This is a genomic window from Nocardia sp. CA-135398 (assembly GCF_050955845.1).
In the GTDB taxonomy this organism is placed as follows: domain Bacteria; phylum Actinomycetota; class Actinomycetes; order Mycobacteriales; family Mycobacteriaceae; genus Nocardia.
In genome coordinates this window covers 2,782,163-2,808,358 of the sequence record NZ_CP192084.1, presented here as the reverse complement: position 1 = coordinate 2,808,358, position 26,196 = coordinate 2,782,163, and the positions used below count along the sequence as shown (strand labels likewise).

Below are 26,196 nucleotides of genomic sequence, written 5' to 3'. Positions count from 1 at the left end.
TCTCACATCCGGCTCACGATCACGCCGGAGCGGCCACTGCGGGCATGGCCGCACTCGCCGACGGATCGCCGGTAACCGGGGTACCCGCCATCTTGCCCTGATCGTGGTCCTCGGGTGCAGTCGCTTCGATGCCGTTCGGGTGGTTGAATCCGACGAATTGGCCGAATTCCCCAGCACTGTCGGACATTTCCGTCGGAGTGAACTGCTTGAGTTGACCGTTTACCACAACCTCCAGTGTGCCGCCGTCGTCGGCGGGGAAGGCCACCACGATCGCGGTGCGGTTGTCCCAGGTCGCGACATCACCGGTCATCAGCTGGTACGGATCCACCGGGGTCCCGATCTGCTTCTTATCCGACCACTTCGCCGGAGTCTTCGCGTATGCCGCCTGGGCGTCGGTGCCGCTGGCGTTGCCGAACGCCGCATCCAAAGCCTGTGCGACAGTGACGGATACCTTCTGGGTCCGACCGTCCGGGAAGGTGTACACCACGGTTCCGTCGGAACCCGGCGTGCGACCCGGCATTCCGGTCGTCGGCTGTGTGGAGGACGAATTCGCCGGAGGCGCGGTATGGCTCGCGGGCGCGGCCGCGGGCGCGCTGGCCGCGGGCTGTACGGGTTGCGCGGGTGCGACAGCGGCGGGGACGGCACGAAGTTGGTCCTCGTACGGGTCCAATTCGCCGCGCCGACTGTTCAAGTCGGTGTCGGCCTGACCGCGGTTCATCATCTGCGCCATCAGCATCGGCAGCATCGAACTCATCATGTCCATACCGGAACTCGCCGGTGATGCGGCCGCCGCACTGGGCACCGATGGTGTGGCGGTACTCGGATCCGTGGCCCGGTTGTTGAGGTTGTCGAGCGCCTGCTGCACCTTGTCGTCGAGCGAGCCACCGGTCGGCGTGGTTCCGGTGTCGACCCCGGGTGTAGTCGGGTTGAGGTCGTCCAGCCCGGGGACTTTGGAACCGTCGTCGATGGGGGTGACCTGGGTGGGGTCGGTACCCGGCGTCGTCGGAGTCGTCGGCACGGTAGGGACCGTCGCCGGGTCCAGGAGCTTCTTCTTCAGCTCCGCGTTCTCCTGCTGGAGCGCCTTGATCTGCTCTTCCAGCTTTTTGAGCGTCTCGGTCTCCTTGTCGGCACCAGCTTTGACATCCTTGCCCGCGTTGGCCGCCTCGTCGAAAGCATTTGCGACAGACTGGATCGCCTCGTTGCAGAACTCGTAGATGTGCTGATCTTCCTTCATCCCCGGTTTGGGCACAGTCGGGGCATTGGTGGAAATGTGGTCGATGCCACCATTGACAGCCTTCTGCGCGGCAATGGAGATGGCCTCTTGCTTCTTCGCCAGCGGCGCAATCGCCTTGGACGAGTCATTGATCAGGTAGGCTGCCTGTTGCAGGCTGGCTGCTGTGCTCCCGTAGTTCGTGAAATGGCCGGCCACGTCACCAACTTTCACCTGCTTAGGCATTTCCATAACAGGCGGCTCCCCCTTATTCTCCTCGCCGTTGCCGCAACTGTCGAAATAGCCTTGGAATTTCGCGGGCAGCGTCTTGTACCAAGCTATCGTGCCTGGCAGCGGCACATACTGCGCATACTTTGGATCCGTCATCTGATCCGGGTCAGGCATCCGCATCGGGAGGTGAATTTGAATCTTCAAGGAGTTGCTCCTCTGCCGCAACCGCTACGCGTAAAGGAGCGTGGTAGGTAGTTCACCCACTGCTGATGCCGCCCCGCTTGGCTGATCGTAATCTCGCCAAGCCTTTCCCCCGTACGCCGTGGCCACTGCCGCGGTCACGGTACCCAAGCCCATCTTGTTCATCGCAGACTTTGCGTACGCCAATCGGGGCAACCCGGCGTTCTTGACAGTCTTTGTAAAAAAGGCGGTTCCGGCGTCTTTGAAACTCTGGCCGAGCGCCTTCGCGCCGCCTTTCATCAAAGCGCCCTTGGCCGCACCGCCGACCAATCCACCAGGAATGGCGCCGAGGGCGCCATTGACCAGGGTGGCCTCCATCACGTCGTCCCAGCCTTTACCCTCGAACGCCGCGACTGCACCACCCACAACTCCGCCAACCAGCGCGCCACCGACCGGCCCACCAAACGCGAAGCCCACGCCGGTCGCGACGCCGGAGAGGACGTCTTTCCATCCGAGACCGAACATGTGATCACCTATCCGCTGTCGAGTGCGCGCCTACCCGCGATAGACCGTTGACGACCGTGCGTGGAACTTCTATCGACTCCCTCATTGTTGAGGATTCCCAAAGATGGGAACCCGAGGCAGGCGCTGAACGAGTCAGGATGGTTGCGGACAGGACGTGCCCCGGCCTGCCCGGATTGCCGTGGCCCCCAGTTTGTTCCGGTCCATCGGGGCGATGGATGTAGGAGGAGCTCGGATGTACCTCCGCCGCTCGCTGCACGGGTACCCGATATCGCCGGTCGCCCACGCCGACGTGCGGTGGCTGTTCGGCGGTGTGCGGTGACCAGCGCCGAGGCGGAGATCGCCGTCGAGCATCCGGAGGATGAAGGCAATGCCGAACAGGGGCAATCCGCCCCGGTAACCCCGTGGACGAACAGGCAGCGGCGCACGAATCCGTCCGTGCCGGGCCAACCGGGGGCACCGGGACCGAATAGTTCGTCACCAGCGAATCAGGGAACGACCAACACCAATCCCGTCCCGGGTCAGAGTGGTGTGTCGGCGGCGCCGCAGGGGCAGGTGGTGCCGGGTGGTTCGGGTCCGGGTTCGGCGGTGGTGCCGCAGGGCAATGTTGTCGCCCCGCCGGATGCGGGGGCTGGGCAGCCGGGGCAGGCGCCTGCTGTGCAGCCGCAGGCGCAGGCCGCGCCTGCTGAGCCTGACCCGTTGGTGGATCCGGATACGGTGGCGGCGTTGGCGCCGGCGGCGCTCTCGGCGGGGGCGATGGCGTTGGGTGTGTTGCCGATGCTGGCTTCGGCGTTGGCCGGGCTCGGTAGCGGTGGCGGTAACGGCAGCGGTGCTGGTTCAGGGACGGGTACCGGTGCTGATGGTGGTGCCGACGGGTCCGAGGGTGGGTTGTCGCCGGAGGCGCAGAAGGCGTTGCAGGCGTTGAAGTTACTCGCCGCTGTCTATGGTGACGGTAAGACCGATGACCCGGAGGTCAAGCAGTTACGGCAGCAGTTGGGGATCAACGGGACCGGTTCGGGGGCGACCGCGATCAAAGCGCGGCAGTTGTTCCAGAAGAATGCCGCGACCGCGTTCAACAACCTCGACAACCAATTGGCTTCCTACATCACCGGTTTGGCCGGTAACCACAAGGTCGACAAGAAAGCGGTCACCGCGCTCATCCGTGAGGTCAACGTCGCGTTGGCCGAACTAGGCCCGCAGGCCTACACCAAGGCCGGACGCCAGAAGGTCCACCAAATCCTCACCAGCGCACTACAAAAAGCCAGCCAGATCGTCACCGGCAGCAACGCAAGCGCCAGCGCTACGGCCAATGCGATCAACCGGCTCACCAATCAATATCTGTACAACATCGCCGGGAAAAAGTATGCGGCCGCCAGTACCGCCGGTACCAGTGGCCAGATGCCCGGCGGAACAGTCGGTGACTGGATCCAGCAGGCGCTGCAGGTGCTGCAGCAGATGGGCTACGACATCAGCAAGATCGATCCGCAGGCCATCGCGATCATCATCCAGCACGAATCGGGCGGCAATCCCAATGCCACCAATAACTGGGACAGCAATGCCGCCAAGGGCACACCATCGATCGGCCTCATGCAGACCATCGGCCCGACGTTCAATTCTTACGCTGCACCCGGGCACACGAACATCTACAACCCGGTCGACAATATCGTCGCCGGGGTCCGCTACTCGATCAGCCGATACGGTTCGGTCAGTAATGTGCCGGGTGTCAAGGCAGTACGCGCCGGCCGACCATATGAGCCGTACTGATGGCGCCCCCACAGCGAAACGCACCGGATCCGAGCCTCGACAACACCCACGAGGCCCGGCCCGGCACAACGACATCCGCGCCACGCCGGAACGCGACGCGAGGCAGGCCGGCGCGGGCACCGACCGGAACACCGGCCGCTCTCGCACAGCAGCCTGCCGCGACCGCGGCGACGCGCAGTCCAGCCGGGACGCCGATCGCCGAATCAGCCACCGCCGCAACCGGATCGCCTGTCGGCGCCCGCCCCGACGCACTCGCCGGATTCGGTGCGAGCGCACCGTTCGCGGCGGCGGCGCTCGGTGCGCTGGCATCCATGGCCGCCCAGTACGGCAACGCCAACCCCACCGCGGATACCGGTCAGCCGTACGCACCACCCGCGCTCGGCTCCGGACAACCGACCTCATGGCCCGGCGAATCGGGCACACAGTACGCGGCGAACAATCTCGACACGGCGCGGCGCGGACAGTCGACGCAATCGTTGAACGCCGAACTCGGCCGCCTGCTCGGCGGCGCCGCAGACAGCACCATCCGGGGCCGGGCCGCCATCGATGGCATTGTCGCCGAGGTGAATACCGCCATGACCGCGCTCGGTGGCGTCGCGGACACCACCGCCGGGCGGCAAATGCTGATCACCACTCTCAGCAATGCCTTACAGCGCGCAGGCGCCGTACTCGGACAGGGGCAGACCGCAGCGGCGATCACCGCGGACAAGGTTGCCGCGCTGGCCGACCGGTTTCTGCAGAACGCACGCCCGATCAGGCAGCCGCAGCGCCGAACCCAGCCGAGCACCAGCGCAGCAAGTGCACGTCCGCCGCGCACGCGCCCGTCCGGTCGCCAGGGTCAGTGGATCAACGACGCCCTGCGCATTCTGGCCGCCAACGGATACGACACCCGGTACATCAACCCCGCCGATATCGCCGCGATCATCCAGCACGAATCCGCGGGCGATCCGAATGCGATCAATCTCTGGGACAGCAACGCCGCCAAGGGAACTCCGTCCAAGGGTCTGATGCAGACCATCGATCCCACATTCAACGCCTACGCGCTGCCGGGGCACCGCGATATCTGGAATCCGGTCGACAACATCATCGCGGGCGTGCGCTACGCCATCCACCGCTACGGTTCGGTCAGCAATGTGCCGGGCATCCAGGCGATGCACGAAGGCGGGCATTACGTCGGATATTGAGCAGGCCACTCGGGTCGGCGTTGGATGGGTCAAGACCAGCGAGTGGCGTGATAACCACTCGGCAGCTTGACCACTTTGACGACATCACCGGTATGCGGGGCCTCGACGCATTGACCGTTGCCGATGTACATCATGACGTGACCAGGATTCCCGTTGTTGAATTGGGCGTCGGGGAAGATCAAGTCGCCGGGACGGATGTCAGCCGGATTGACCTTCGGCAACTGTTGATACTGGGCCGAGGCCACACGCGGGATCTTCACACCCGCCTGAGCAGCGGCATATTGCATCAGACCGGAGCAGTCGAAGGAACCCGGACCTTCGGCACCCCACACATACGGATCGCCCTGCTGGGCCATCGCGACCTCGACCGCCTTCTGTCCGGCCGTGGACGCCCCGGCGGCCGAGCCGGCGTATTTCTTTCCGGCGATGTTGTAGAGATACTGGTTCGTCAGCCGATTGATGGCGGCCGCGGTGTCGGTGGCGCTTGCGTTGCTGCCGGTGACGATCTGGCTGGCTTTTTGTAGTGCGCTGGTGAGGATTTGGTGGACCTTCTGGCGTCCGGCCTTGGTGTAGGCCTGCGGGCCTAGTTCGGCCAACGCGACGTTGACCTCACGGATGAGCGCGGTGACCGCTTTCTTGTCGACCTTGTGGTTACCGGCCAAACCGGTGATGTAGGAAGCCAATTGGTTGTCGAGGTTGTTGAACGCGGTCGCGGCATTCTTCTGGAACAACTGCCGCGCTTTGATCGCGGTCGCCCCCGAACCGGTCCCGTTGATCCCCAACTGCTGCCGTAACTGCTTGACCTCCGGGTCATCGGTCTTACCGTCACCATAGACAGCGGCGAGTAACTTCAACGCCTGCAACGCCTTCTGCGCCTCCGGCGACAACCCACCCTCGGACCCGTCGGCACCACCATCAGCACCGGTACCCGTCCCTGAACCAGCACCGCTGCCGTTACCGCCACCGCTACCGAGCCCGGCCAACGCCGAAGCCAGCATCGGCAACACACCCAACGCCATCGCCCCCGCCGAGAGCGCCGCCGGCGCCAACGCCGCCACCGTATCCGGATCCACCAACGGCTCAGGCTCAGCAGGCGCGGCCTGCGCCTGAGCCTGCGGCTGCACAGCAGGCGCCTGCCCCGGCTGCCCAGCCCCCGCATCCGGCGGGGCGACAACATTGCCCTGCGGCACCACCGCCGAACCCGGAGCCGAACCACCCGGCACCGCCTGCCCCTGCGGCACCGCAGGCGCCCCACCCTGCCCCGGCGCTGGTGATGAGCCGTTCTGCCCCGGCGGCGTACCGGATCCCGGATTCACCGGGCCGGTGCCTGTGCGCGGTGCCGCCTTGTGCCCTCGCTTACCCGACCAAGGCGTCACCGGACCGGACTGTGAATCACCCTCTCCCCCAGCGTCTTCGGTCGGCTCGTCGACCACCTCCGCCTGGTAATCGGCAGGCCAGACCTCCGCGCTCGTCACGAATCACCCCCGAGCACTCGCTTGATCCGGACATCACGGCCGGTCGGCATCGACTGCTCGACGAACCGTCCGGAATAGGGATCATAAGTCATGACTTGGGTTGCGCCGAGGGCGATTCCGGTCCGGGTCGGCGCATTGTTCTTGTACTCCCAGAAGACCAGATCACCCGCCGATACCGCGGACTGGTCCACTCGCTGCCCGCATGCCGCTTGCGCCGCAATCGTCTTCGGAAGCACGATTGCCGCCTTCCCTACACTCGACGATTGCCCGCAGGCGGTACCAGCCGAACTCGGCTGTCGGGTCGAATTACCGGCTGGCGGCACGACCGCGGTGCCCTCCGGTGGTACTGCCGTCGGGTCACAGCGTCCGGTCACCGCGGCGGCCGAGGCCTGATAGATAACGTCGCGCGTGAGTCCCGCCGCACTCGAGGGTCCATTCGGTGCACCGTCCGCGCTCCCGGTCGATGCTGTCAGCGCGTGGTTGATGGCCAATTCGCGAGCACAGTCACCGAGCAATCCATTCATGGCCGTCTGCAGCGGCGGCAGTTGGTAAGGCGCGGTGTGAATCGCGCTGGCGCAGGCGCGCTGCCAGTCCGACGCGGACGTATCATCCGGTGCCACAGTCAATTCCGCGTACGGGTTCGCGGTGGGCGCAGTGGAGGGCGCGGCGGCGGAGCCGGAGGCGGTGGCGGTGGTCGTGCGCGGTGCGGCGGTCTCGGTCAGCGACGGGTCGGGACCTACCGCGCTGTCGCACTGGTAGTGCAAGTCGGCCGAGATGGCCGAGGTTGTGCCGCCGACGACGAGAACCATGATCACGAGAAGCGAGCCGAGTCCGGACACCGCCGCGAGCAATAACCATGCCCAGGCGGGAATCATGGCCAGGAACATGAGCCGACCGATCATCGAATACCTCTCCGCACAGGACCTGCGACTTTACCTTCCCACGAATACAGACTTAATTCCCCAGCAGCCTGCGGACCTCCGCCATTGTTGGCTGCCACCTGGGATCGGCTGCATTTGTTCCGCGTGGCGTCACCGTATTCGACAAATCTCCGGACCGACCCGAGCCGAAATGTTCTGAGCGGACGGCCTGGTAGACCTGGTCGCGGAGCCTACGGATTGCCTCTGGATCGTCCGCGTTACGGATTAGCGCGTTAGTGGCAGCCTGCGATTTCTTGGCATGCTCGTTCATAATCCACTGCTTCATACGATCTGCCGTCATCTCGTCGACACCTGAAGCCTGCAATCTGCGATATTCGGCGCTGGTAGAGGACGTGTTGCCGTTTATCACATCATTGAGCGCCTCCATCTTCCTTCGCGCAAATTGAGGGTCCGCAGCGATCTCTCGCATATATGTCTCGACATAATTCAGATGCGAATAATAAGGATTGCTGTTATCGGCCAAAGTAACACCGCCCGCCCTGACCCTGCGGAATTCCCGCGCCGCCTGCTGCAGCGTCCCCATATTGGCGGCAACCTCCTCGGCAGAGCCGGTGCCATTGATCAGCATGCGTCCTGAATTCTGGGTATGTCGCAAAGCAGCGGCCAGGAACGCCAGGTCGCGATCCTGGAGCGGCTCGTTTGCAGCAGCCTGGCCGATAGTCGCACGCGAGCGCGCCGCAAGTCGGGCTCGTTTCTCGTCCCGCGCACCGGCAGACAACATGGCCCCGAACGAATCGGCCGCAGTGCCACCCACATCGATAACGCCTTGCACCGCTGCTGCGTTGCCCAGGAACGAGTCCAAACCGCCGTATTCTGCAGCTTCCTCGCGGGCATTGGCCGCGTAAAGTTCGCGGTTCTGATAAGACTGTGAATACCAACCGTACTGCCCGCCGAACCGCTTGTCCTTGGCCCACACGCCGCCCTGCGCTTCGGTAATCGCCTTTTTCATCCTGGATTGCGGATGGAACGACCCGGGCAGCCCCATCATCATCCATTCGGTCAATGGCGAGTTGGCAAGCGTGCTGGCGCCGCCCATCAAAGCCATCAACCCCATGCCCCCCATCTTGTGGCTCGCGCCGAACTGCCCCATACCGAGGGCATAACCACCGCTGCCACCCGCGCCTGTACCGGCTCTGGCACCGCCATTCTGAATGGCCAGCGCGAACCGGTTCGCAATCCAGTCGTTACCTTTCTCCAGACTCGCATTGAGGCGCTTGATCTGGAAGATGGCGACGATTTCCACGATGGCTCCGATGACGAACACCGACATGACCTGCCCGCCCGCCTGTCGGAACAGATTGCCGATAAACAGCTCATAGACGCCGAGGAATATGACGAACGCGGCCATGCGTCCGGCCGAGACGAATCCGTGGACCACACAGCGAACCGTGAACGTCTGTGTCGGTCCGTATATGAATCCACCCGCGGCGAATCCGAATATCGTCATGAATCCGTAGTAGATCGAATCCAGCGCGGCCCAGATGACCTTGATGGCCAAATATGCGCCGAAAAGCAACAACACCAAACCAGACAACAGCAGCAGGATCCCGGCGCCGATTTGACCGACGCTCGGGTTATCGGCCGACGCATAGGCGGCGCTGTCCCCGCACGACTTCATCCCGTTCTTGACCCGGTCCTCGTCACCGGCCATGACCCCGGCCGACCACACCGCCTTGCAGGATGCCCGGTCATCCACCACATGCCCGAAGTTCCACACCTGCAACGGACGTCGCGCGAAATTGTCTGCCATATCCGCTTGCATCGTCCGGATCAACTGGTTCGGATTCGGATTGCTATTGCCGTTCAACCCGGCAGCCACCGAAATGCCCACATTCCGCCCCTGCGCGAGCAGTCCGTCCGGTGCCAGTACTTCCGCCAGCGGCTCGGCCAGGAACAGCGGCCCGAGTATCGCCACCGCCACCATCGTCACGACCTGCATCGAGCCCTTGGCGAAATAGCCGCGCACGTAGAACACACCCACGGGGACCGCGCCGATCGCCACCGCGGTCATCAGCATGATCGGCGTCGCGATCTGCCCCGACAGAGCGTGGGCCACGCCCTCCAGCGGCTTGCTGACAACCGTCAGCCAGCCGAAATCCAGGGTATCGGTGGGCAGCCAGATCCCGGTTGTCGTCAAAACCAGCCAGATCGCGAACAGCAAGATGATGACGAACGACATCACAATGTTGCCAGGGCTGAGGACCCCGCCGCGATTGGTGGCGAACAGATAGCTAGAGAGCTCGACCCCGGACGAGTCCTTGATCCGCATCCAGCTGAGCGCACTGTTGGGTGCGGACACGGTGCTCGTGCTGGTTTGCGCGCTGGCCAGCACCGCCATGATGCCCGGACAGATGAACAGCACGAGCAGAACAATGGTCGCCAAGGTGATCCAGCGTCGACGGCGAGTCGCACCGATCCATTTGCGACATCGACGGAAGACCGCCGACGGCCGCCACTGGACTGGATCGAACAGCTCCGCGTCCTGGCCCAACCCGAAGTCGGTCTCCCCCGATCGAATGCCGCGACCAGTAGCGAATCTCAACGCACTGCCTGTCTTTCCGAAATAGCCGTGCGGCTGCCCGCGGGAGCGCTCGGCGTGCTGTTGATCGCGGCGGCGCGATCGATCCGGGCCGGGCCGAGCACCTTGCCACGGCCGATCCGGTTCAGCGCGTCGCGCATGAACATCTCGCCACGGCGTTCCTCCGGGACCTGACGACCGGCGCCGACCGGCGGGGACGTCTCCTCACGCAGGATCTGCAGCAGAAACGGCGCTTCCTCCAGATCCACGCCGAGCCATTCCAGACTGTTGCGGGCCAGGGTCTCATCGCGCTGCCGGAAGACGAACCGGTTCGGGATGAGATTGTGCGCGGCCCCCTGGAAGTCGGTCGCCGGATCATGCGAGGCCAACCCGATGGCCGCCAGATGCTTACGACCGTCGCGGCTGAAATCCGAGGTGACCGCCGAACCGACCTGTGTCTGGGTGAAGTGGTGCGCCTCGTCGCCGACCAGGAGTCCGAACCTGCCGTTATCGGTGAGGAATGCCTCGCGGGCCGCCACGCCGACGAGTTCGTACAGCGCGGTCCCGAGCCGTTTGGTCAGCGGCAATCGGTTGTACAGGTGTGGTGTGGTGAGCTCCTCCGCCGTCGGCAGCGCCAGTTGGTGACTCCGCACGACCGTCGCAGCGGCATTGAGCCGCAATGGTTTCAGTGTCGGATCGAACAGCACCGGCACCCGCTCGACAACAGTGCCGAGGCGCGCCGCGAGATCGGCGTATTCCTCGGAATTTCCGGGCTGGTCACGCAGCCGCCGCACGACATGGAACAGATCGAGCAGACTCCGGATACCGTGTTCGGCCATCCCCCTGATGGTCAATAGATTGCTGGCGGCCGCGCCAGCACCGGAGGTCGGCGAGAGATCCAACAGCGGCAGGATGGAGTCGAGCGCACGCTCACCGGCGATTCTCGGCTCGAACATGCGCAGCGGGTCCAGCGACACCGTCGGATTCGCGAGATCGATGACAACCGCGTTATCGATCGCGGCAGCGAAATGCTCCCATTCACCGACCTGGCTTCGGTCGATGGCCAGGAACTGCCCGCCCATATCGTGGACGAGCACCGCCATCAGCTTCAGGAAATACGATTTGCCCGACCCGAGTTCGCCGGTCACCGCGAATGATGCGGACAAGTCGTGCAGCGCGGCCTCCATGATGCCGAAATGGATCGGCTCGTATTGGCCGGACAGCAGGTTGATCCCGATCACCGGGCCGCTGTCGTCGCCGATCTGGCTGGTGATGAACGGCACGAATCCGGCCCACATATCCGATGGCACGATATGGGCGAAGTCGTCGAACGCCCGGCGCGGCGGGCTCCCGGGGACCAGCATCGACCACAGATCGACCTGGGTGCCCAGCGGTGCGGTCATCTCCACCTGGAACCGCTTATAGCGACGCTTGAGCATATTGACCGCGTCCATCGTCACTTCGCGCGAGGGTCCGCCGATTGCGATGACGGTAGTGAAGGACACCTCCGACTCACCGCCGTTGACCTCGAAATGCTGGTTGTATTCGCCCAACATCTGCGCCTTCGAGGTCAGCGTATTCTGCGCGAACGAAACCTCCTGGTCGCGCTGATCCATCTGTTCGCCCAGGCGACGCAGGCTCAGCTCATTATTCTTGAGCACCTGGTCGGCCGGTTTGGTGGAAACCCGCATGCCCCAGTCGACCGTGACATCGCCCAGGCCCTCCAGAACATTCAGAAATTCGCTGCCACCGGGAAAACGCATACCGGCGTACGGAAAAGAATGTGGAGTCAGCATCGCCTGATAGGACGGGCGATATTCGTAATCCGGCTGTACGACCTTGATCACCGGGACGAACGACGGTCGTAGGCGCCGTTTGCTGTCGGCCTGCGCGCCTTCATCCAGCGCAGCCGAACTGAATACCGCCGCCGTCGCATCGTCCAGTACGCCGGCGCGGGTCGGGGCCACCGGATCGCCCGCCGCGCCGCGCGACAGATAATGTTCCCAGAGCCATTGGAATAAGGCGGCGGGTACCGGAATCGGATCGAAATCGCCGCCGATCCGGGACAGGATTTCGTTGGCCTTTTCGTCGTAGGCATCCAACTCGGCCCGCGAGATGGCCGTCGCATCGATCGTGGTGGTACTGCCCCGCCACATCCGCGATATCGTCGACATACCGGAGTTCGCGGAGCCGACCGGGATCGTCAGCAGAAAGATCCGAGTTTGCGGCGCGATCGCGCGGACCCGTTCGAACGATGCGACCACCTCGTCCGCGTAGTCTTCACATTCGTCGAGATCGACGCCCTCCACCATCTTGGTCAATACATCGATCGTGTTCAGCCGCGCCTGGATACCGAGTAGGAGCGAACCGCTCGGCAGGCTGTTGATCAGGGCATGGTGGGCCAGCTTCACGTCGTGCTTGTCGCCCGCTTTACGCAATCCGTAGCCGAGCGGATTGATGAAGTAGGTCGCGGTGACCAGACCCGAATGGGTGAATTGCAGATTTCCGCGAATCGCGGCGGTGGGCTGCAGATCTCGTCCGAACGCCATCAGCGGCTCCCTTCCGATGTCGAGCCGCCGTTGCCGTTCATTCGATTGCGCAAGTCGGCGCCGCTACCACCCGCGCCGATGACCTCGAGCAGGCGGATCTCCGATTTCGAAGTCGTCGCCACCGCGGTCGGCCGATCCGGCAGAAGCAGTACGACGGACTCTTCGATGAACATGGTCTGACGCGCCGACTCCGTGGTGACCGGCATACCGGAGGCGGACACCGGCTTGCGGTACACGATGATCCGACCGACCCACAGTGCCCGGGAGGTCATACGCACCCCCGTATACGGCACCAGCCCCAGCGCGAACACGACCGCGATCGTCACGACCAGCCCCACCACGAAGGTCACCGCCGGGTTGAGCGGAAATGTCATCGCGCATACCGAGGTGATCACCATCAACACCACCGCTCCCGCGACCTGCGGCAGGGTGTACGGCCCGAAGGGCAGTTTCTGCCCGTTCTGGGCCTTGCCGATCATGGTGGGAACCCGCTTGATCGGCGTGAAGACCTTGATCACCTGCTGACTCATCGATAGCCACCGATGGGGTGATCGGGGACAACGATGTTGGAATCGGTGCGCGCGTAGTTGACCAGTGTCGGGAGTATCCAGAACAGGACAGCGGCCAGCAGCGCCGATCCGGCGACGGCGAGGATTTTCGCGGGCGACAGCTTGGATTTGGCCGCCTCGGATATCAGCACACCCATGCTCAGGATGGTGATCAGGATCAGGCCCGCCCACCGGACGAAGATCAGGATGTTGTACAGGATCGCGCTCAAATTACCCATGGCCGTGCCTCTTTCGTATCAGTTCTGGGTGGCCCGCGGAATCTGCACCGTGGTCGACGGCACCGACGTCGTCGAGCTCGGCGCACCTGCCCGCGGGTTCTGCTGGTCGGCGATAACGGCAGGCGGGTTGGTCATCGCGGGTACGGAATCGACCGACTGCACCTGCCATTGGCCACCATCGCGGACCATGGTCAGCGGATAGGCGAGCGTCGCGGCCGCCCCGCCGTCGGCCTTGGGATTGACGGTGACGAGCACCTGCGCGCTGGAACGCGCTGTGCCACAACTGTTGTCGTCCGAGGTGACCGCTACGGTCTCCACGGCGCTGAACGGGGCCGGTTTCAGCGCGGCGATACCGGCATCCAGGGTGATGTAGCGGCCTACATCGCCATTACCCGTCAGATAGGTGGTCAGAAAGCCCGAAGCCACTTGCGCGAGCGGCGTATCCGCGGTACACGGCGAGGAGTACGCCTGCGCCAGATCGGCGCCCCGGCTGGGCGGTTCGACCAGGGCGGGCAGCGCGAGCGCCCGCAGTCGACCGTTGAGCACCGACACGCCGACCCGATAGAACTGGCGGACCTCCGCGTTGGCGCTGCTGCTGCTGTTGGTGGCGGAGGTACCGGTAGTGCTGCTGCTGGCAGTCGGGGCGGACTTACCCACCTTGACCGAAACGGTCACCGACCAGACCTCGAGTGTGTCGAAGCTGCCGACGCGCGATACGTACACAACGGCGGGATCGGATACCTGCCGGGCCGTCGAGGGCAGCGTGATCTGCTGCGCACTGGCTCCGACGTATTCGCCGAGCCGATCCTGTTGTCCGGCAACCGAACTCAAGTAGGTCACAATGAACTGCTGGGCGAACGAGCCGGCCAATTGCGCACGCCCGATGGTCGCCGGTGTCGCACTGTCGGACGGCGGCGGCGGATCGGAGGCGAAGAAATCGAGGATCGCGTGCCCGCCGCCGAGTACGGCCAACACCGCGAGCACCGCGACGATCACATTGTCGCGACGGCGGCGTGCGACCATTCGGCGAAGTAATTCATCGCCCGAATCCGTCGATCTGCCAACCATTGTCCGCACTCCCGAAATGGTAGAGAGCACCATCATTTCCAGCCCCCGTCATCGTTCCCAATGTTGGGGACAGCGGATCAGTACACAGGACTACGTTTCAAGCGATGTTCGAGCCGATACTGCAGCTGATCGTCGTACCCGATCGGCGCGTGCCCCTGCGAGGTTTCCGGCGCATGGCGCCCGGATTCCAGCATCGGCATGTCATCGGCGACACGCACCAGCTGGGCGATCGCGAGTTGCCGACTCGGATAACCCGGGTACGGGTACAGCAGCAGCGACGTCGGGGTGTAACCACCGCCGTAGTTGAGGGCCCGCACCGTGACTCCCGCCGTATCGCCGGATTGCAGCCGATCACTCAGCGCCATCAAACGAACGCGGTCATCCGGATGGAAGACATCCACCGGACGGAACAGATAGTCCCATCGAATCCAGGGCGCAGGATCGGTCAGCCAATGCGAGATGCTGGCGCGCTCGGTCTGGATGATCGCAAGATGAGTTCCGGCCCGACGGTGCGCTTCGCGCAATCCGACCCGCTCCAGCGTCGGCCACTCGGACATCTCATTGTCCGAGGTGACATCCTCGATCAACAACCACGCGCCCTGTGTGCGAGCGTCGTCACGCGCCCGGATACTGATCCGCCACCGCCCCGGCCGCTCGGGACCATCGGTCACCGTGACCTCGAACTGAAGCTTGTCACCAGCCTTCGGACTGTAGAGCAGATCCAGGACCTCGGCATGTCGATTGAAGGCCGAGATCCGATGGAACAATTCCGCGATCGACATCACCGGCACGTGTTGCTCGGCGGAGTTTCCTGTCAGCCTGGTCGCACCGATCGGCTGCTGAATGGTCTGCGTATCGAGATCCCAGATCGCACCGACAGCGGGCGGTAGTTCCGGACACGTCGTCGCCGCGGAGCCCATCCACAAACGGACCGCGTGCACATCGCCACCCGGCCCGAACACCGGTCGTATCCGCAGCGCGTGCGGACCCGCACCGGTTGCGAGCGTCAGATCCACGTCCTCGGCTTCGTCGCGCGCCGCCCGGATCGCATCGATCAGGCTCCGGGTCTTGAGGCTGTCGTAGAGCGCCGGAGTCCGCGCCATCAGCCGCTGGAGCACTCGCTGCCAGTCGGCGAATCCACGCGGTGCGTCTCCGACAGATGCCACCGACATCGCCTCGGGCGACAAAGTCTCGATCGTTATCCAAGGATTTACTGCACCACTTGTCATCGCACTGCCCGTACCAACCGTTCGTCGGAAGCCGCCACCTGTGTGTGACACGGATAATGTACCGCTATATAACGGCTCGTTCAACAGGTTTGCGGATGTCGACATCAGTTGCAGTCTGCATCACCTGACCATCCAGCGTTCAGTGAGCGGTTGTTTCTTAACGTCCGCTTAAGAACGCATGCGGACACGTGAGAATTCCCGCAGCTCAGCGCAGTTCGCGCCGGTACGGCAGAATCGCGGCACACGGCCTGAGACCAGCGACGAACACACTGGTCTCAGGCCGTGATTGCACGCCCGCGATCGCGACGAGCTAGCCTTCCCCCGCCGTCAGGGCCAGCACACCGGCACCGGCCAGCACACCCACCGCGCCGAGTTCCGATGGCACCACCCGCAATCCGGTCAGATTGCCGAGCCGTGCATGCGTCGCTACCGCAGCACCGAGGGCCTTCCACAGCGAAGTGCCCGGCACCGCCAAGCTGCCACCGAGGACGACCAAGTCCAAGTCGAGCAGCGCGGCCACCGAAGCGACCGCGCTGCCGAGCGCCGTTCCGGCCCGGGTCAGCGCGGCATCGGCGAGTTCGTCGCCTGCACGCGCCTGACCGACCAGGTCGTCGACCGATGTGCCCTGCCAGCCTTGTGCGCGGGCCCATTTCACTGCCGAGATTCCGCCCGCCACTGCCTCCAGACAGCCACGTCCCCCGCATTCGCAGCGCTCATCGAAGCCTGGCACCAGCACATGGCCGAGGTTTCCCGCGTTTCCGGTCCGACCGACCACCACGAAACCACCGACCATGACCGCGGCACTGATCCGGTCCGAGACCGTAACCGCAAGCGCGTCGAGTACGTCGTTCGTCGCACCGAAGTTACGCTCGGCCAGGCCGACGCACACGCCGTCGAGCGCCAACAGAACGAGGGCACCCGGAAACAGCTTCTCCACCGCCGATACGATCGCGAAACCAGTCGCCCACTCTGCGATTCCGGGCGGCGCCACTACACCGGCGGCCATATCGAGCGGCCCGATCGAACCGATTCCGACTCGGGTCACATCGTTACCGCCAGCCGCCTCGAGTAGCAGGTCACGGCAGGTATCCCAGGCCGCGCGGGCCGGGATCGGGACCCGCCGGATCTCGTCCTCGCCGACATTGTCGGCCACCCGACTCGCCGCGAAACCGTCCGGACCGATCTCCAGAGCCAACATCGTCATGAGTTACACACCGCCAGAATGAAGTCCGTCGTGAACAGTGGACGAATCATAGGTCAGTGCGCGCCGGTACCGGTCGGTTCCAGCCTCCGACCGAGCACAATGTGACGGCGCGGGGTCGCGGGAGCGGGTTCGGCGGGGGCCGGGCGCGAGCCGGTTCGAATGATCCGCAGCGGCCGCTTGTGGTCGATGGGGGTGATGCGATGACGGTCCAGGTCCGAAACAACCTTCCCCGCGCTGTCATAGGGCACTCCTGCCCAGATCATCGCGCGCGGGCCGGTGCCGCGCTCGATGAGCGTCTGCGCCAGTTGTTCACATTTCGCGAAGACCGGGCAGCTCTCGCAGATTCGCATCGCCGCACGCCAAGAGTCCGGAGTGCCGACGTCCAGGTCCCAGTCGTCGGGCCCGTCCGCGCAGGGCGGCCGATGGGATGTCCCGCTGGGAAGCGTGGAAACCTTTGCTGTCACAACGGTTTCCACGACGAGGGAAGATTGCGTGATGCTCATAGCCGTCTCCGGGGATGCCGAGGGCGCGCCAACTCCGTTGTGCGGGCCCATTGGTCGGGCGGTCATCAGGGCTGCTCAACAGTCCCCGGAAGGGCCAGCATGTGCTGGTCTACGCACGTTAACGCACGATTGGCCAACTCGGCAATCGTTTCTGCCGCTACTTAACGGCACGTTGACCAACATGTGATCCTGGCGTATCGTTAGTTAACGGTACATTTGTTCGCGGGCCATCCGCTTGGGGCGAATTGTGGTTTCCTATGGATATGGCTGTTGAGTCCGAGTACACGATCGACGAACTGGCGCGGGCGGCCGATACCACCGTGCGCAGCGTCCGCGTGTACCACGAACGAGGACTCCTTCCCTCCCCCGATGTCCGGGGGCGCATCGGCTATTACGGGTCGGATCACCTCAACAGACTGCAGACGATCAGTCGTCTGCTGAGTCGGGGCATGAAGTTGAACGGGATTCGGGAACTGCTCGAGGCCTGGGATCGTGGTGACGGATTGGCGGAGGTGCTCGGTGTCAACGACCAGCCCGTCTCCGAACCGACGACGGTCGCCGCGCCGGGCACTCCCCGGGCACAGCGCAAGCATGCGCCCCCGGAGCTTCCGGAGTATGTGCAGCAGGCGCTCGCCGCGAGCGGCGATCCGCACGAGGCCTACCGGGTGACAAATCCGCGCTGCGCCGACCTGACCACCCGACTCGTCGATGCGGGCATCCCCGCGCGCGACGCCTTCCAGGTGGTCGAGCGGCTCAGAGCCGACTGCAATCAGATCGCCGATCAGTATGCGACCCAACTGTTCTACTTCCTGGCGGGCCAAGCCTATGAACAGTCCGGGCGCACACCGAAGGACCGCGCGAAACTCGAATCGGAGTTGGCCATCGCGCGGCTGATCGCCACGCGCGCCACAACGGAGTTGATCGATCAGGCCTTCGCCAGACATTCCGAACTGCCGCCCACCTGATATCGAATTACGCCACAACAATTCGATGTGCTGTCGGTAACAGTCGCCGGGCTCCGCTACGAATTCGATTACGAATCATCCTGAGCCCAATGGGTTTTCGGTGTTCGACCAACCATTACATTTGTCAGCGTGGTCGGGCGATCGGATAATATCGTTGGTACGCGACTCGGATCGGGCAGGTCAGATCGCCCGAATACGTTGTCGGACTGGGAATTCTGGGATACAGCGCGGTGGCAGCCGCGTGCTGTGATCCGTCGATACGGTTATTGGATCGGCGCGACTCGGCTGCGCAGAATAACGGCCCGGCTGCTGCTCGGCGTATTCGCGCTATTCGTCGTTCCGGTGACGATCGGCGCGGCGGCGACGGCACAGACGGGAACCGCGACCGCCGGATCATCGACGATCGATGGCGTCGGCTGGATGAATGTCCGGGATTCGCACGGAGTTCCGCTGGCCAATTATGTCTTCGCCACGAATCACGGCAGCATTCTGCATCCCGGAGATGCCGCGGTGTCCTCCGCACTCGATCTGGAATTCGCGGGGTTCATGGCCACCGAGGTCACCGGCATCTGGGTGATCGACTACGTGGTGAGCTTTCGCTGGCTCGACCTGATCGCGGAGCCGTTGACCCGGGTCGCCGACACACTCGCCGGACAACTCGGCACCCCCCTCATCCTTGTGCTCGCGGTGACCATCGGCGGAGTACCCGTGGGCTGGTTCATCGTTCGCGGATACTTCTCCAAGGCCACACTTCAGGTCGTGACGATGATCGGTGTCGCCTTGTTCAGCGTTCCCTACCTGGCACACCCGATGGCCGATGTGCTTTCTTCGGACGGATTGCTCGCACAGGGACGTGACGTCGGGGTGGCGGTAGCCGCGGGCCTCAACGGCCAATCGAACCCGAGCCCGAATGTGGTCGTTGATTCGATAGAGGGCACGCTCGCCGACAACTTCGTGCGTTATCCATTGCAGGTGTGGAACTTCGGCCATGTCGTGGACGACTCACCGGCGTGCCGAGCGGCGTGGTCGGACGGGGTATTGGCCGGTAGCGATGACAAGGTCACCAGCGGTATGAAACGCTGCGGCGACGTCGCGGCGTACACCAAGAGTCAGAATCCCAATGCGGGCCAGATCTGCACCGGACTGCTGTTGCTGGTTTTCGCCGCCGTTTTGCTGATGTTCGGCGTTTATCTGTCCGGAAAGATCGTGGTGGCCGCGGCGGAGGCGATCTATCACGCGTTCATGGCCATCTTCGGCTTCGCCGCGGGCGGATACGTCTATGGACCGAGTCAGACCTTCCTGCTGCGCAATCTGGTGGATGCTTTCGTATCGGCGGGGAAGATGATCGCGTTCACCGTGTATCTCGGCATCTACGCCCTGGTCCTCGGCGATGTCTTCAAACAGGCGCAGGGCCACGGCATCGCGGTGATCTTCATCGGTGGATCGTTCATGATCATCGGAATCGTCTTGCTACGTCGGATGAGCCGCGGCCTTGCCGCCGCGCCCGCCCGGATAGCTGGCCGGATCAGTGGTGTGCTCGCGACCGGACATGCGGCACAAGCCAGTGGTGGCGGTGGCGGAGGCGGCGCCATGATGGGAGCGGGCGGCAGTATGTCCGGAACCCAGCGCCTCATAACCGGACTCGCGGCGCTCAACACTGTGAACGCCTCGCCGGTGACCGAGTATCTGATGGGCCGCAGGCGCGCGCCGTTGAGTTCCCGCTCGAGGCTGCGCCAGGAAGCGGAGCTCGCCAATATGGTGCAGGCTGCGGAGGCGGGGCGCTTCGGCTGGATCCGCAATTACTACCGAACGCGCGAGCAGATCATCGACTCCGCGCGATCCGCCGCGGCGACCTACGGCCACACTCCGATGGGCGCCGCCGTTGCAGTGGACCGGGTGATCGACCGCGGCGGCGGCCTCGGTGATGCCGAAGCGGCCTTGTTCAGTGCAGGATTCACCGACAAGGAAATGCGGACCAACGCGATCAAGGCCTACAACTACCGCACGAGTTGGGGGCCGAATATGTGGGACGGGGACAAGCATGTCGGGCAGGCGATCGCCTCGCTCGGTGTGCTCAAGTTGGGCGAAACACCGGCCAATGTCGCGCTGTTCAAGCGGACCGCGCATCGGCTCGCGGAACGTCGCTTCGCCGATCCCGATCTGCAGTTCAGCAGCTTCACGGCGCCGGAGCAGCAGTTCCTGCGCGACTACTTCAACAACCCCACCGAACGGGCTATCCATGCGATTCGGGATGTCGTGTCGGGTACCGGAAATTCGTTGCCCAACATGACCGGCACCGTGACCCGGGAGCGGGCGGCGCTCATGAACAGGTTTATCAATGTGCACCTGAGTCGGGAGTACCTGGCGGCCGCCGAGGCCGAAGACTTCGCGGCGGCATCGGGAATCCTGCAGAAGATGGCTCTGCCCGAGTACTGGACCGGCAGTAGCACGTTGACGCCGTCGAAGGCGATACCGACGTTCTAGCCGATGACCGGAAGCTGCTTCCAGCCGACTTCGAACAACTGTCCCGCCATGCGACGGCTCGGCTTCGGCCGCGAGACGGGACAGTTGGGTCGGGATCCAATCGAGCTGCCCCGGGTCTCGAAGGGTTTGCGCCACAATAGCGTCGGTGACTCGGTCGAAGTGAGAGTCGGCGCGACCGCTACTCGGGCCGAGCCGAGGTGAGAATCTGTTGTTTCTCCCGCGCACTCAGCCGAGGATCCACCTGCGCGAATACCGCACCTATATTCCGGACGGCCGACATTACCGCTGCGAAGGCAGGCGAATTCGGTAGTTCGGCCGACGACCACGGCACCCGCGCCGACGCCATTCTTCTGCAAACACCATGCGACGGTCGCGGCCCACGATTCCAGGTGACCGAATGAATGGCGCGGGTGGTATCCCACTCCCGTTGCGGAATTCGAGATTCCGCAATCGGGAGTGGGGTCACGAACGGCACCCATCGCAGGTCGCGGCAGTTATCCCCGGCACCTCCCGGCAAGGGGGGAACAAGAGGTGAGCAATGGAACCCGAAGGGCTGCGCGACCAACGCCTTTCCGCATCGTGACGTCTCCAACACCACATCGAGGTCCAATTCTTAGCGGTGCCAGGTGCGCAACAGTACCGCCACGAGATGGCGGCTCGCACAATCCCCGTTCCCATTTTTGGGAACTCGACTTACGCTGCACTGTCTGGATCAACCGGAGGGCGCATGTCTGATCAGTACGAGCCGGTCGGCCGCAAAAGGGATGCGGCCGCAACGCGACTCGCCATATTGGCGGCCGCACAACAACTGTTCGCCGAACGCGGCTACGAACGTGCCACGGTGCGCGAGATCGCGGCACGCGCCGGGGTGAATCAGGCGCTGTTGTTCCGGTACTTCGGCAATAAGGACGAACTGTTTCGCGCATCGATAGCGGATCGGGGGCGGCGCGTGCTCGAGGAGGGCCCCGTCGAGGCGCTGCTCGGCCGCCTGTTGGCACGCGCACTGGAGCCGACCGACTCTGCGGCACAGGGGCATTGGCTCCAGGCGGCGCTGCGTTCGAGCGGACACGACGAGGGCGCGGCCGCGGTGCGGCGGGAACTGGGTGACGAATATGTGCGCGCGCTCTCCGCGCTCACCGACGGTCCGGACGCCGAGTTGCGTGCCGATCTGCTGCTGGCCTGGTTGCTCGGTATCGGTTTGGTCCGCTCGGTACATCGCCGAGATCCGCTGGCCAGCGCCGATCCGGCGGCGATTGCCGAGCATGTGCTGCGCGCCGCGCGGGTGCTGCTGGCAAGGGTGGATGTGAATTTTCCACCGTCATAACGGGATTCATCCATTGACGCGCCGACGCGCCCTGCCTACCCTCAGTTGTAAGCACTCGCTTACATCGCTTGGACACCTACCGTCCGCGTCGCGGAAGGGAGATCTGATGAGGGCAGCATCGCACAGCGATTCGATGGGTGGCGGCGGTCGGGCGACGGGTGGGCCTGTCGACCACGAGGTGCGCAGCTTCCCGTTCAGCACCCCGGTCCGCTTGGATATCGATCCGCTCTACGCCCGGCTGCGCCGCGAAGAGCCGATCAGCCGGGTACGACTCCCCTATGGCGGTGAGGGCTGGCTGGTCACTCGGTACCAGGACGTCAAACAGGTACTCGCCGATCCGAGATTCAGCCGTGCGGTGGCGGTCGAGCGCGAGGATATTCCGCGCACCACACCGGAGCCCGCGCGCCGCAATTCGCTGCTGAGTATGGATCCGCCGGAACACACGCGGCTACGCAAACTGGTGGTCAAGGCGTTTACCGGCCGCCGGGTGCAGGCATTGCGCCCACGCGCCGAGCAGATCGTGGACGAGCGGCTCGACGAAATCGAGCGCTGCGGCCCACCAGCGGATCTGGTGCAACTGCTCGCCTTGCCGCTGCCGGTCACCGTGATCTGCGAAATGCTCGGCGTCCCACCGCAGGACCAGCACCGATTCCGCGAGTTCTCCGATACGGTGCTGTCCACTACCGCGCACACTCGCGAACAGATCAGCACCGCCCGCGCGGGCCTGGAGGCCTACCTCGCCGAACTGGTGGCGCAGCGTCGCGAGGAACCGACCGACGATCTGCTCGGCGCATTGGTCGCCGCACGCGATGACGAGGACCGGCTCAGCGAGGCGGAGTTGGTCAACCTGGGCATCGGCCTGCTCATCGCGGGCCACGAGACCACCGCCAACCAGATCGCCAACTTCTGCTATGTGCTGCTGACCGAACCCGACCGCTGGGAGTTGCTTTGCGGCAGGCCTGAACTCGTCCCGAGCGCGGTCGAGGAACTGCTGCGTTACGTCCAATTGGGATCGGGCGGTTCCTTTCCCAGAATCGCCACCGAGGACCTCGAACTGGGCGGTGTCGAAATCCGGTCCGGTGAGTCCGTATTCGTCAATACCCAGGCCGCGAACCGGGACGAAACCGTCTTCGACGATCCCGAATACCTGGACCTGACCCGAGAACGCAACCCGCACATGGCCTTCGGGCACGGCGCGCACCACTGCCTCGGCGCGCAGCTGGCCAGGGTGGAGCTGCGAGTCGCGCTCGGATCACTGCTGCGACGCTTCCCGACCCTGCACCTCGCCGTGCCCGTGGACGAGGTCCCGTGGAAAACCGGCCTGCTCGTGCGCGGACCGAAGGCACTCCCGGTGGCCTGGTAAGCATCTCTCCCGATGCGACAGACCGCCGCGATACCGCCGCAGCCCCGCGCACCTGCCGTCGAGGCGCGCACGAAATCGCGGGGCGCGAACACGCGCGACAGGCGAATCGGTGCGCGGGAACAGCCTCAGGCCGCGCGACTGCTGGTTGTCAGTCCGTGAGGGCGGCAGCGAGTTCTCGGCACGATTCGCGCAGGATCTCGCAGTAGTCGTCCAAGTCGGGGACTATCTCCGGATCGCATGCCACGGATACGGTGAAGGTGTCGCCCGCGCCGACGAACGAATGCGCCAATCCGATTTCCGGATACACCGGCGGCAGCATGCCCGCGAAGCGAAACGGCTTGCCCGACAGTGACCATTCGGTGGTCGGCTCGCATCGGATGCTGGTCAGGATGGTGTGTGCGTATGCCGGGGCGTCCGGGTCGGCGGGCCCGAATGTACCGAATCGCGTCCGGTAGGTGCGGCTGGGCAACAGATCGATGAGTTCGAGTCGATTGATTTCCCGGCGACCCGATGGCGAATCGCGGCGCACGCGCAGTGTGGCGTCGACCGCCCGTGCACGAGCGGCGAGGTCGGGTTCCGCAGCGGCCAGCTCGACCGCGGCGGCGCCAACGTAATTGACACCCATTACCGGCGCGTCGGGTACCGCGACGGTCACAAGTACCGCGAGATCGTCAGGGCACGATCCATCCCGCTTTTCGAGATAGCGCTGCATGGCGCGGGATATCGCCGTCAGCCCGACCGCCGTCACCGTAATCCCGGGCGCACGGACGACGCTCAGTTCCAACGGAATCGTCCGCATGGCGCGTCCCGGCCCGATCCGGCGATTGAGCCGGGTGGCGGTGACCGGTGGCGTATTCGGCCCGCTCTCGTCGTTTTCGCGGGCGATCCGGCGCATCTCACGCCGGACCCGCACATTGAAACGCAAGGCCTGCAACGGCCAGCGCAGTGCACCGACCACGGCGGCGAGCGCCGGGCGCGGACGCCGCGTTGCCGGACCCTGCCCGTCGATTCGCAACGGCGCCGAGGCGAACAACGCCTCCGACAGCGACGTCATCGCCGGACCCGCGATCAGCGCATGACTGACGTGGATCAGCACAACGGTGCCCACACCGCTGAGCGTCGCGATACCGGTGACATTCGGAAAGACATGGAGCTGCCAGGCACTGACCCGAGCATCCAGCGGTTGCTCGAGAATGCGTCCCATCTCGTCCTGGCACTGTGCCCAATCCAGTTGCGCCGCAGCATGGGTGACAATGTGGGCGTCGATCGGACTGTCGTCGGCCACCCAGAACGGATGCCCGAGCCCGCCGGGCACCTCCTGGACCCGACGGCGCAGCGGCTCGAGCAGTTCGGCCCGCGCACCGAAATGGTCGGCGATATCGGCAGCGGTCAGCGGCGCGTCACCGTTGTCGAATACCCACCACATCGGCCAGTCGGTCACCCGGCCCGAGCGGGCCAAGTAGTAATAGGCGGCGTCATTGGCCACCATCTGTGCTTCGTACATCATGCTGCTCTCGTCGGTTCGATTGCTGCACTATGCCATCCGTCATGGGCCAGCACGTCTGCCGGAATCCACATCGGGTGCGGGCGACCGATCCACCCAGCCGCACCCCCGGCGCCCAGCGCTTTCTCTGGTGCCGTGCCCAGATAGCTTCTGCCGTATCGCTGCCGGGCCCGGGGTTGCGTCGAACGTAGTCGAATGGTGGTCGCCCACGCCGAATTCGACCGCCATATCACTACGCTCGGCGAGCTCGCGGAGGCGGCACTAGCCGCGCGACACTTTCGGCAGCAGTGAACGCCATCCACGAGTACCACCCGATGCGGGGGTGCTCACGGCGGACAGGGCGGCGAATTCGTCGTCGGTGAGTGTGATGCTGGCGGCTGCGGTGTTCTCCTCGAGATGCGCCACGCTGGAGGTACCCGGAATGGGCAGGATGACCGGCGAGCGGCGCAGTAGCCAGGCGAGCGCGAGCTGGGACGGGCTGGCATCGTCGCGCGTGAGCGAATCCAGCGGACCGCCCGGTCGCGCGAGATCGCCGGTGGCCATGGGGAACCACGGGATGAAGGCGATGTTGTTCGCCTCGGCGTAGTCGAGTACGTCCTCCGCACTGCGGTTGGCGAGGTTGTACTGGTTCTGCACCGAGACGATATCGGCGATCTTGCGGGCCTTCTCCAGCTGAGCGACACTCACCTCGGACAGGCCGATATGCCGGATCTTGCCCTCTTGCTGCAGCGACGCCAGCTCACCGAGCTGGTCGGCGAGCGGCACCTGCGGGTCGATCCGGTGCAGCTGAAACAGATCGATGCGGTCGACGCCGAGGTGGCGCAGGCTCAATTCCAGCTGTTGGCGCAGATATTCGGGGCGCCCGATCGGCACCCACTCACCGGGACGGGGCCGGGCCAGCCCGGCTTTGGTCGCGATGACCAGGTCGTCCGGATAGGGGTGCAGCGCCCGGCGGATGAGCGACTCGCTGACGAACGGCCCGTAGGAATCCGCGGTATCGATGAGCGTGATACCCAGCTCGACGGCGCGACGCAGGACGCGCACGGCCTCGTCCGGGTCCTTCGGGTCGCCCCATACACCGTCACCGGCCAGCTGCATTGCGCCATAGCCCAGGCGGTGAACCGGCAGGTCACCACCGAGGGCGAAGGTACCCGAGGCGGCGGCGGGACGGGACTGGGCTTCGTCGGTCAT

The 26,196-nt window shown here is 64.5% G+C and carries 20 protein-coding genes; 6 read left to right on the top strand and 14 right to left on the bottom strand.

The window, feature by feature from the left end; genetic code table 11:
* Positions 1 to 19: 19 nt before the first annotated feature.
* A complete protein-coding gene (locus ACQP1T_RS12450) occupies positions 20 to 1,597 on the bottom strand; it encodes a hypothetical protein (protein ID WP_433760105.1) in 1,578 nt (525 codons plus the stop codon).
* Positions 1,598 to 1,669: 72 nt separating this feature from the next.
* Positions 1,670 to 2,146, bottom strand: a complete 477-nt coding sequence (locus tag ACQP1T_RS12445) for a hypothetical protein (RefSeq protein WP_433760104.1) — start codon at positions 2,144 to 2,146, stop codon at positions 1,670 to 1,672.
* Positions 2,147 to 2,461: 315 nt separating this feature from the next.
* Between ACQP1T_RS12445 and ACQP1T_RS12440 the strand changes: the two genes are divergently transcribed.
* Positions 2,462 to 3,907 carry a DUF4226 domain-containing protein gene (locus ACQP1T_RS12440; RefSeq protein WP_433760102.1) on the top strand — a complete coding sequence of 482 codons (1,446 nt, stop codon included), beginning with the start codon at positions 2,462 to 2,464 and terminating at the stop codon, positions 3,905 to 3,907.
* Entirely contained in the window at positions 3,907 to 5,091 is a 1,185-nt protein-coding gene (locus ACQP1T_RS12435; protein WP_433760100.1) for a transglycosylase SLT domain-containing protein, read from the top strand. The genes ACQP1T_RS12440 and ACQP1T_RS12435 overlap by 1 nt, the downstream gene beginning before the upstream one ends.
* A gap of 29 nt (positions 5,092 to 5,120) precedes the next feature.
* On the opposite strand, the gene ACQP1T_RS12430 is transcribed toward ACQP1T_RS12435, so the two are convergent.
* The 10 genes from ACQP1T_RS12430 to ACQP1T_RS12385 all read right to left on the bottom strand — a co-directional run bounded on the left by ACQP1T_RS12430 (position 5,121) and on the right by ACQP1T_RS12385 (position 17,365).
* Positions 5,121 to 6,566 carry a DUF4226 domain-containing protein gene (locus tag ACQP1T_RS12430; protein WP_433760098.1) on the bottom strand — a complete coding sequence of 482 codons (1,446 nt, stop codon included), beginning with the start codon at positions 6,564 to 6,566 and terminating at the stop codon, positions 5,121 to 5,123.
* Entirely contained in the window at positions 6,563 to 7,468 is a 906-nt protein-coding gene (locus ACQP1T_RS12425) for an NlpC/P60 family protein (RefSeq protein ID WP_433760097.1), read from the bottom strand. Before ACQP1T_RS12425 ends, ACQP1T_RS12430 begins: the two co-directional genes overlap by 4 nt.
* A 52-nt stretch (positions 7,469 to 7,520) precedes the next feature.
* Positions 7,521 to 9,890 carry a hypothetical protein gene (locus ACQP1T_RS12420; protein WP_433760094.1) on the bottom strand — a complete coding sequence of 790 codons (2,370 nt, stop codon included), beginning with the start codon at positions 9,888 to 9,890 and terminating at the stop codon, positions 7,521 to 7,523.
* Positions 9,891 to 10,045: 155 nt separating this feature from the next.
* Complete coding sequence (locus ACQP1T_RS12415; RefSeq protein ID WP_433760092.1) at positions 10,046 to 12,574, bottom strand: ATP-binding protein; 2,529 nt, start codon at positions 12,572 to 12,574, stop codon at positions 10,046 to 10,048.
* On the bottom strand, positions 12,574 to 13,104 hold the full coding sequence (locus ACQP1T_RS12410; protein ID WP_433760091.1) for a hypothetical protein: 531 nt from the start codon (positions 13,102 to 13,104) through the stop codon (positions 12,574 to 12,576). The genes ACQP1T_RS12415 and ACQP1T_RS12410 overlap by 1 nt, the downstream gene beginning before the upstream one ends.
* Positions 13,101 to 13,361, bottom strand: coding sequence for a hypothetical protein (locus ACQP1T_RS12405; protein ID WP_062991015.1), 261 nt, complete (start codon positions 13,359 to 13,361; stop codon positions 13,101 to 13,103). The genes ACQP1T_RS12410 and ACQP1T_RS12405 overlap by 4 nt, the downstream gene beginning before the upstream one ends.
* 18 nt (positions 13,362 to 13,379) lie before the next feature.
* Complete coding sequence (locus tag ACQP1T_RS12400; protein ID WP_433762174.1) at positions 13,380 to 14,429, bottom strand: conjugal transfer protein; 1,050 nt, start codon at positions 14,427 to 14,429, stop codon at positions 13,380 to 13,382.
* A 77-nt stretch (positions 14,430 to 14,506) separates the two neighbouring features.
* Entirely contained in the window at positions 14,507 to 15,658 is a 1,152-nt protein-coding gene (locus tag ACQP1T_RS12395; RefSeq protein ID WP_433760090.1) for a GAF domain-containing protein, read from the bottom strand.
* A 310-nt stretch (positions 15,659 to 15,968) separates the two neighbouring features.
* Positions 15,969 to 16,862, bottom strand: a complete 894-nt coding sequence (locus ACQP1T_RS12390) for an ROK family protein (protein WP_433760088.1) — start codon at positions 16,860 to 16,862, stop codon at positions 15,969 to 15,971.
* Positions 16,863 to 16,915: 53 nt separating this feature from the next.
* On the bottom strand, positions 16,916 to 17,365 hold the full coding sequence (locus tag ACQP1T_RS12385) for a hypothetical protein (RefSeq protein ID WP_433760086.1): 450 nt from the start codon (positions 17,363 to 17,365) through the stop codon (positions 16,916 to 16,918).
* 263 nt (positions 17,366 to 17,628) lie between these two features.
* Between ACQP1T_RS12385 and ACQP1T_RS12380 the strand changes: the two genes are divergently transcribed.
* The 4 genes from ACQP1T_RS12380 (at position 17,629) to ACQP1T_RS12365 (ending at position 23,501) form a co-directional block, all read left to right on the top strand.
* Positions 17,629 to 18,330 carry a MerR family transcriptional regulator gene (locus tag ACQP1T_RS12380; protein ID WP_433760085.1) on the top strand — a complete coding sequence of 234 codons (702 nt, stop codon included), beginning with the start codon at positions 17,629 to 17,631 and terminating at the stop codon, positions 18,328 to 18,330.
* A 246-nt stretch (positions 18,331 to 18,576) separates the two neighbouring features.
* A complete protein-coding gene (locus ACQP1T_RS12375) occupies positions 18,577 to 20,814 on the top strand; it encodes a hypothetical protein (protein WP_433760083.1) in 2,238 nt (745 codons plus the stop codon).
* 727 nt (positions 20,815 to 21,541) lie between these two features.
* A complete protein-coding gene (locus tag ACQP1T_RS12370; protein WP_433760082.1) occupies positions 21,542 to 22,138 on the top strand; it encodes a TetR family transcriptional regulator in 597 nt (198 codons plus the stop codon).
* Between the two features lie 106 nt (positions 22,139 to 22,244).
* Positions 22,245 to 23,501, top strand: coding sequence for a cytochrome P450 (locus tag ACQP1T_RS12365; RefSeq protein ID WP_433760081.1), 1,257 nt, complete (start codon positions 22,245 to 22,247; stop codon positions 23,499 to 23,501).
* A gap of 148 nt (positions 23,502 to 23,649) precedes the next feature.
* On the opposite strand, the gene ACQP1T_RS12360 is transcribed toward ACQP1T_RS12365, so the two are convergent.
* Together ACQP1T_RS12360 and ACQP1T_RS12355 are read right to left on the bottom strand one after the other, a co-directional pair.
* Positions 23,650 to 25,008 (bottom strand): wax ester/triacylglycerol synthase domain-containing protein, encoded by a 1,359-nt coding sequence (locus tag ACQP1T_RS12360; protein WP_433760080.1) that lies wholly within the window; start codon positions 25,006 to 25,008, stop codon positions 23,650 to 23,652.
* 258 nt (positions 25,009 to 25,266) lie between these two features.
* A complete protein-coding gene (locus ACQP1T_RS12355; protein WP_433760078.1) occupies positions 25,267 to 26,196 on the bottom strand; it encodes an aldo/keto reductase in 930 nt (309 codons plus the stop codon).

What these genes read in the sequence shown, in the direction of transcription:
- ACQP1T_RS12435 (WP_433760100.1), top strand. Translation starts at nt 3,907, where the DNA reads ATGGCGCCCCCACAGCGAAACGCACCGGATCCGAGCCTCGACAACACC.
- ACQP1T_RS12370 (WP_433760082.1), top strand. Translation starts at nt 21,542, where the DNA reads ATGTCTGATCAGTACGAGCCGGTCGGCCGCAAAAGGGATGCGGCCGCA.
- ACQP1T_RS12395 (WP_433760090.1), bottom strand. Translation starts at nt 15,658, where the DNA reads ATGACAAGTGGTGCAGTAAATCCTTGGATAACGATCGAGACTTTGTCG.
- ACQP1T_RS12390 (WP_433760088.1), bottom strand. Translation starts at nt 16,862, where the DNA reads ATGACGATGTTGGCTCTGGAGATCGGTCCGGACGGTTTCGCGGCGAGT.
- ACQP1T_RS12405 (WP_062991015.1), bottom strand. Translation starts at nt 13,361, where the DNA reads ATGGGTAATTTGAGCGCGATCCTGTACAACATCCTGATCTTCGTCCGG.
- ACQP1T_RS12415 (WP_433760092.1), bottom strand. Translation starts at nt 12,574, where the DNA reads ATGGCGTTCGGACGAGATCTGCAGCCCACCGCCGCGATTCGCGGAAAT.
- ACQP1T_RS12355 (WP_433760078.1), bottom strand. Translation starts at nt 26,196, where the DNA reads ATGACCGACGAAGCCCAGTCCCGTCCCGCCGCCGCCTCGGGTACCTTC.
- ACQP1T_RS12380 (WP_433760085.1), top strand. Translation starts at nt 17,629, where the DNA reads ATGGCTGTTGAGTCCGAGTACACGATCGACGAACTGGCGCGGGCGGCC.
- ACQP1T_RS12365 (WP_433760081.1), top strand. Translation starts at nt 22,245, where the DNA reads ATGAGGGCAGCATCGCACAGCGATTCGATGGGTGGCGGCGGTCGGGCG.
- ACQP1T_RS12445 (WP_433760104.1), bottom strand. Translation starts at nt 2,146, where the DNA reads ATGTTCGGTCTCGGATGGAAAGACGTCCTCTCCGGCGTCGCGACCGGC.
- ACQP1T_RS12360 (WP_433760080.1), bottom strand. Translation starts at nt 25,008, where the DNA reads ATGATGTACGAAGCACAGATGGTGGCCAATGACGCCGCCTATTACTAC.
- ACQP1T_RS12450 (WP_433760105.1), bottom strand. Translation starts at nt 1,597, where the DNA reads ATGACGGATCCAAAGTATGCGCAGTATGTGCCGCTGCCAGGCACGATA.
- ACQP1T_RS12385 (WP_433760086.1), bottom strand. Translation starts at nt 17,365, where the DNA reads ATGAGCATCACGCAATCTTCCCTCGTCGTGGAAACCGTTGTGACAGCA.
- ACQP1T_RS12425 (WP_433760097.1), bottom strand. Translation starts at nt 7,468, where the DNA reads ATGATCGGTCGGCTCATGTTCCTGGCCATGATTCCCGCCTGGGCATGG.
- ACQP1T_RS12400 (WP_433762174.1), bottom strand. Translation starts at nt 14,429, where the DNA reads ATGGTTGGCAGATCGACGGATTCGGGCGATGAATTACTTCGCCGAATG.
- ACQP1T_RS12410 (WP_433760091.1), bottom strand. Translation starts at nt 13,104, where the DNA reads ATGAGTCAGCAGGTGATCAAGGTCTTCACGCCGATCAAGCGGGTTCCC.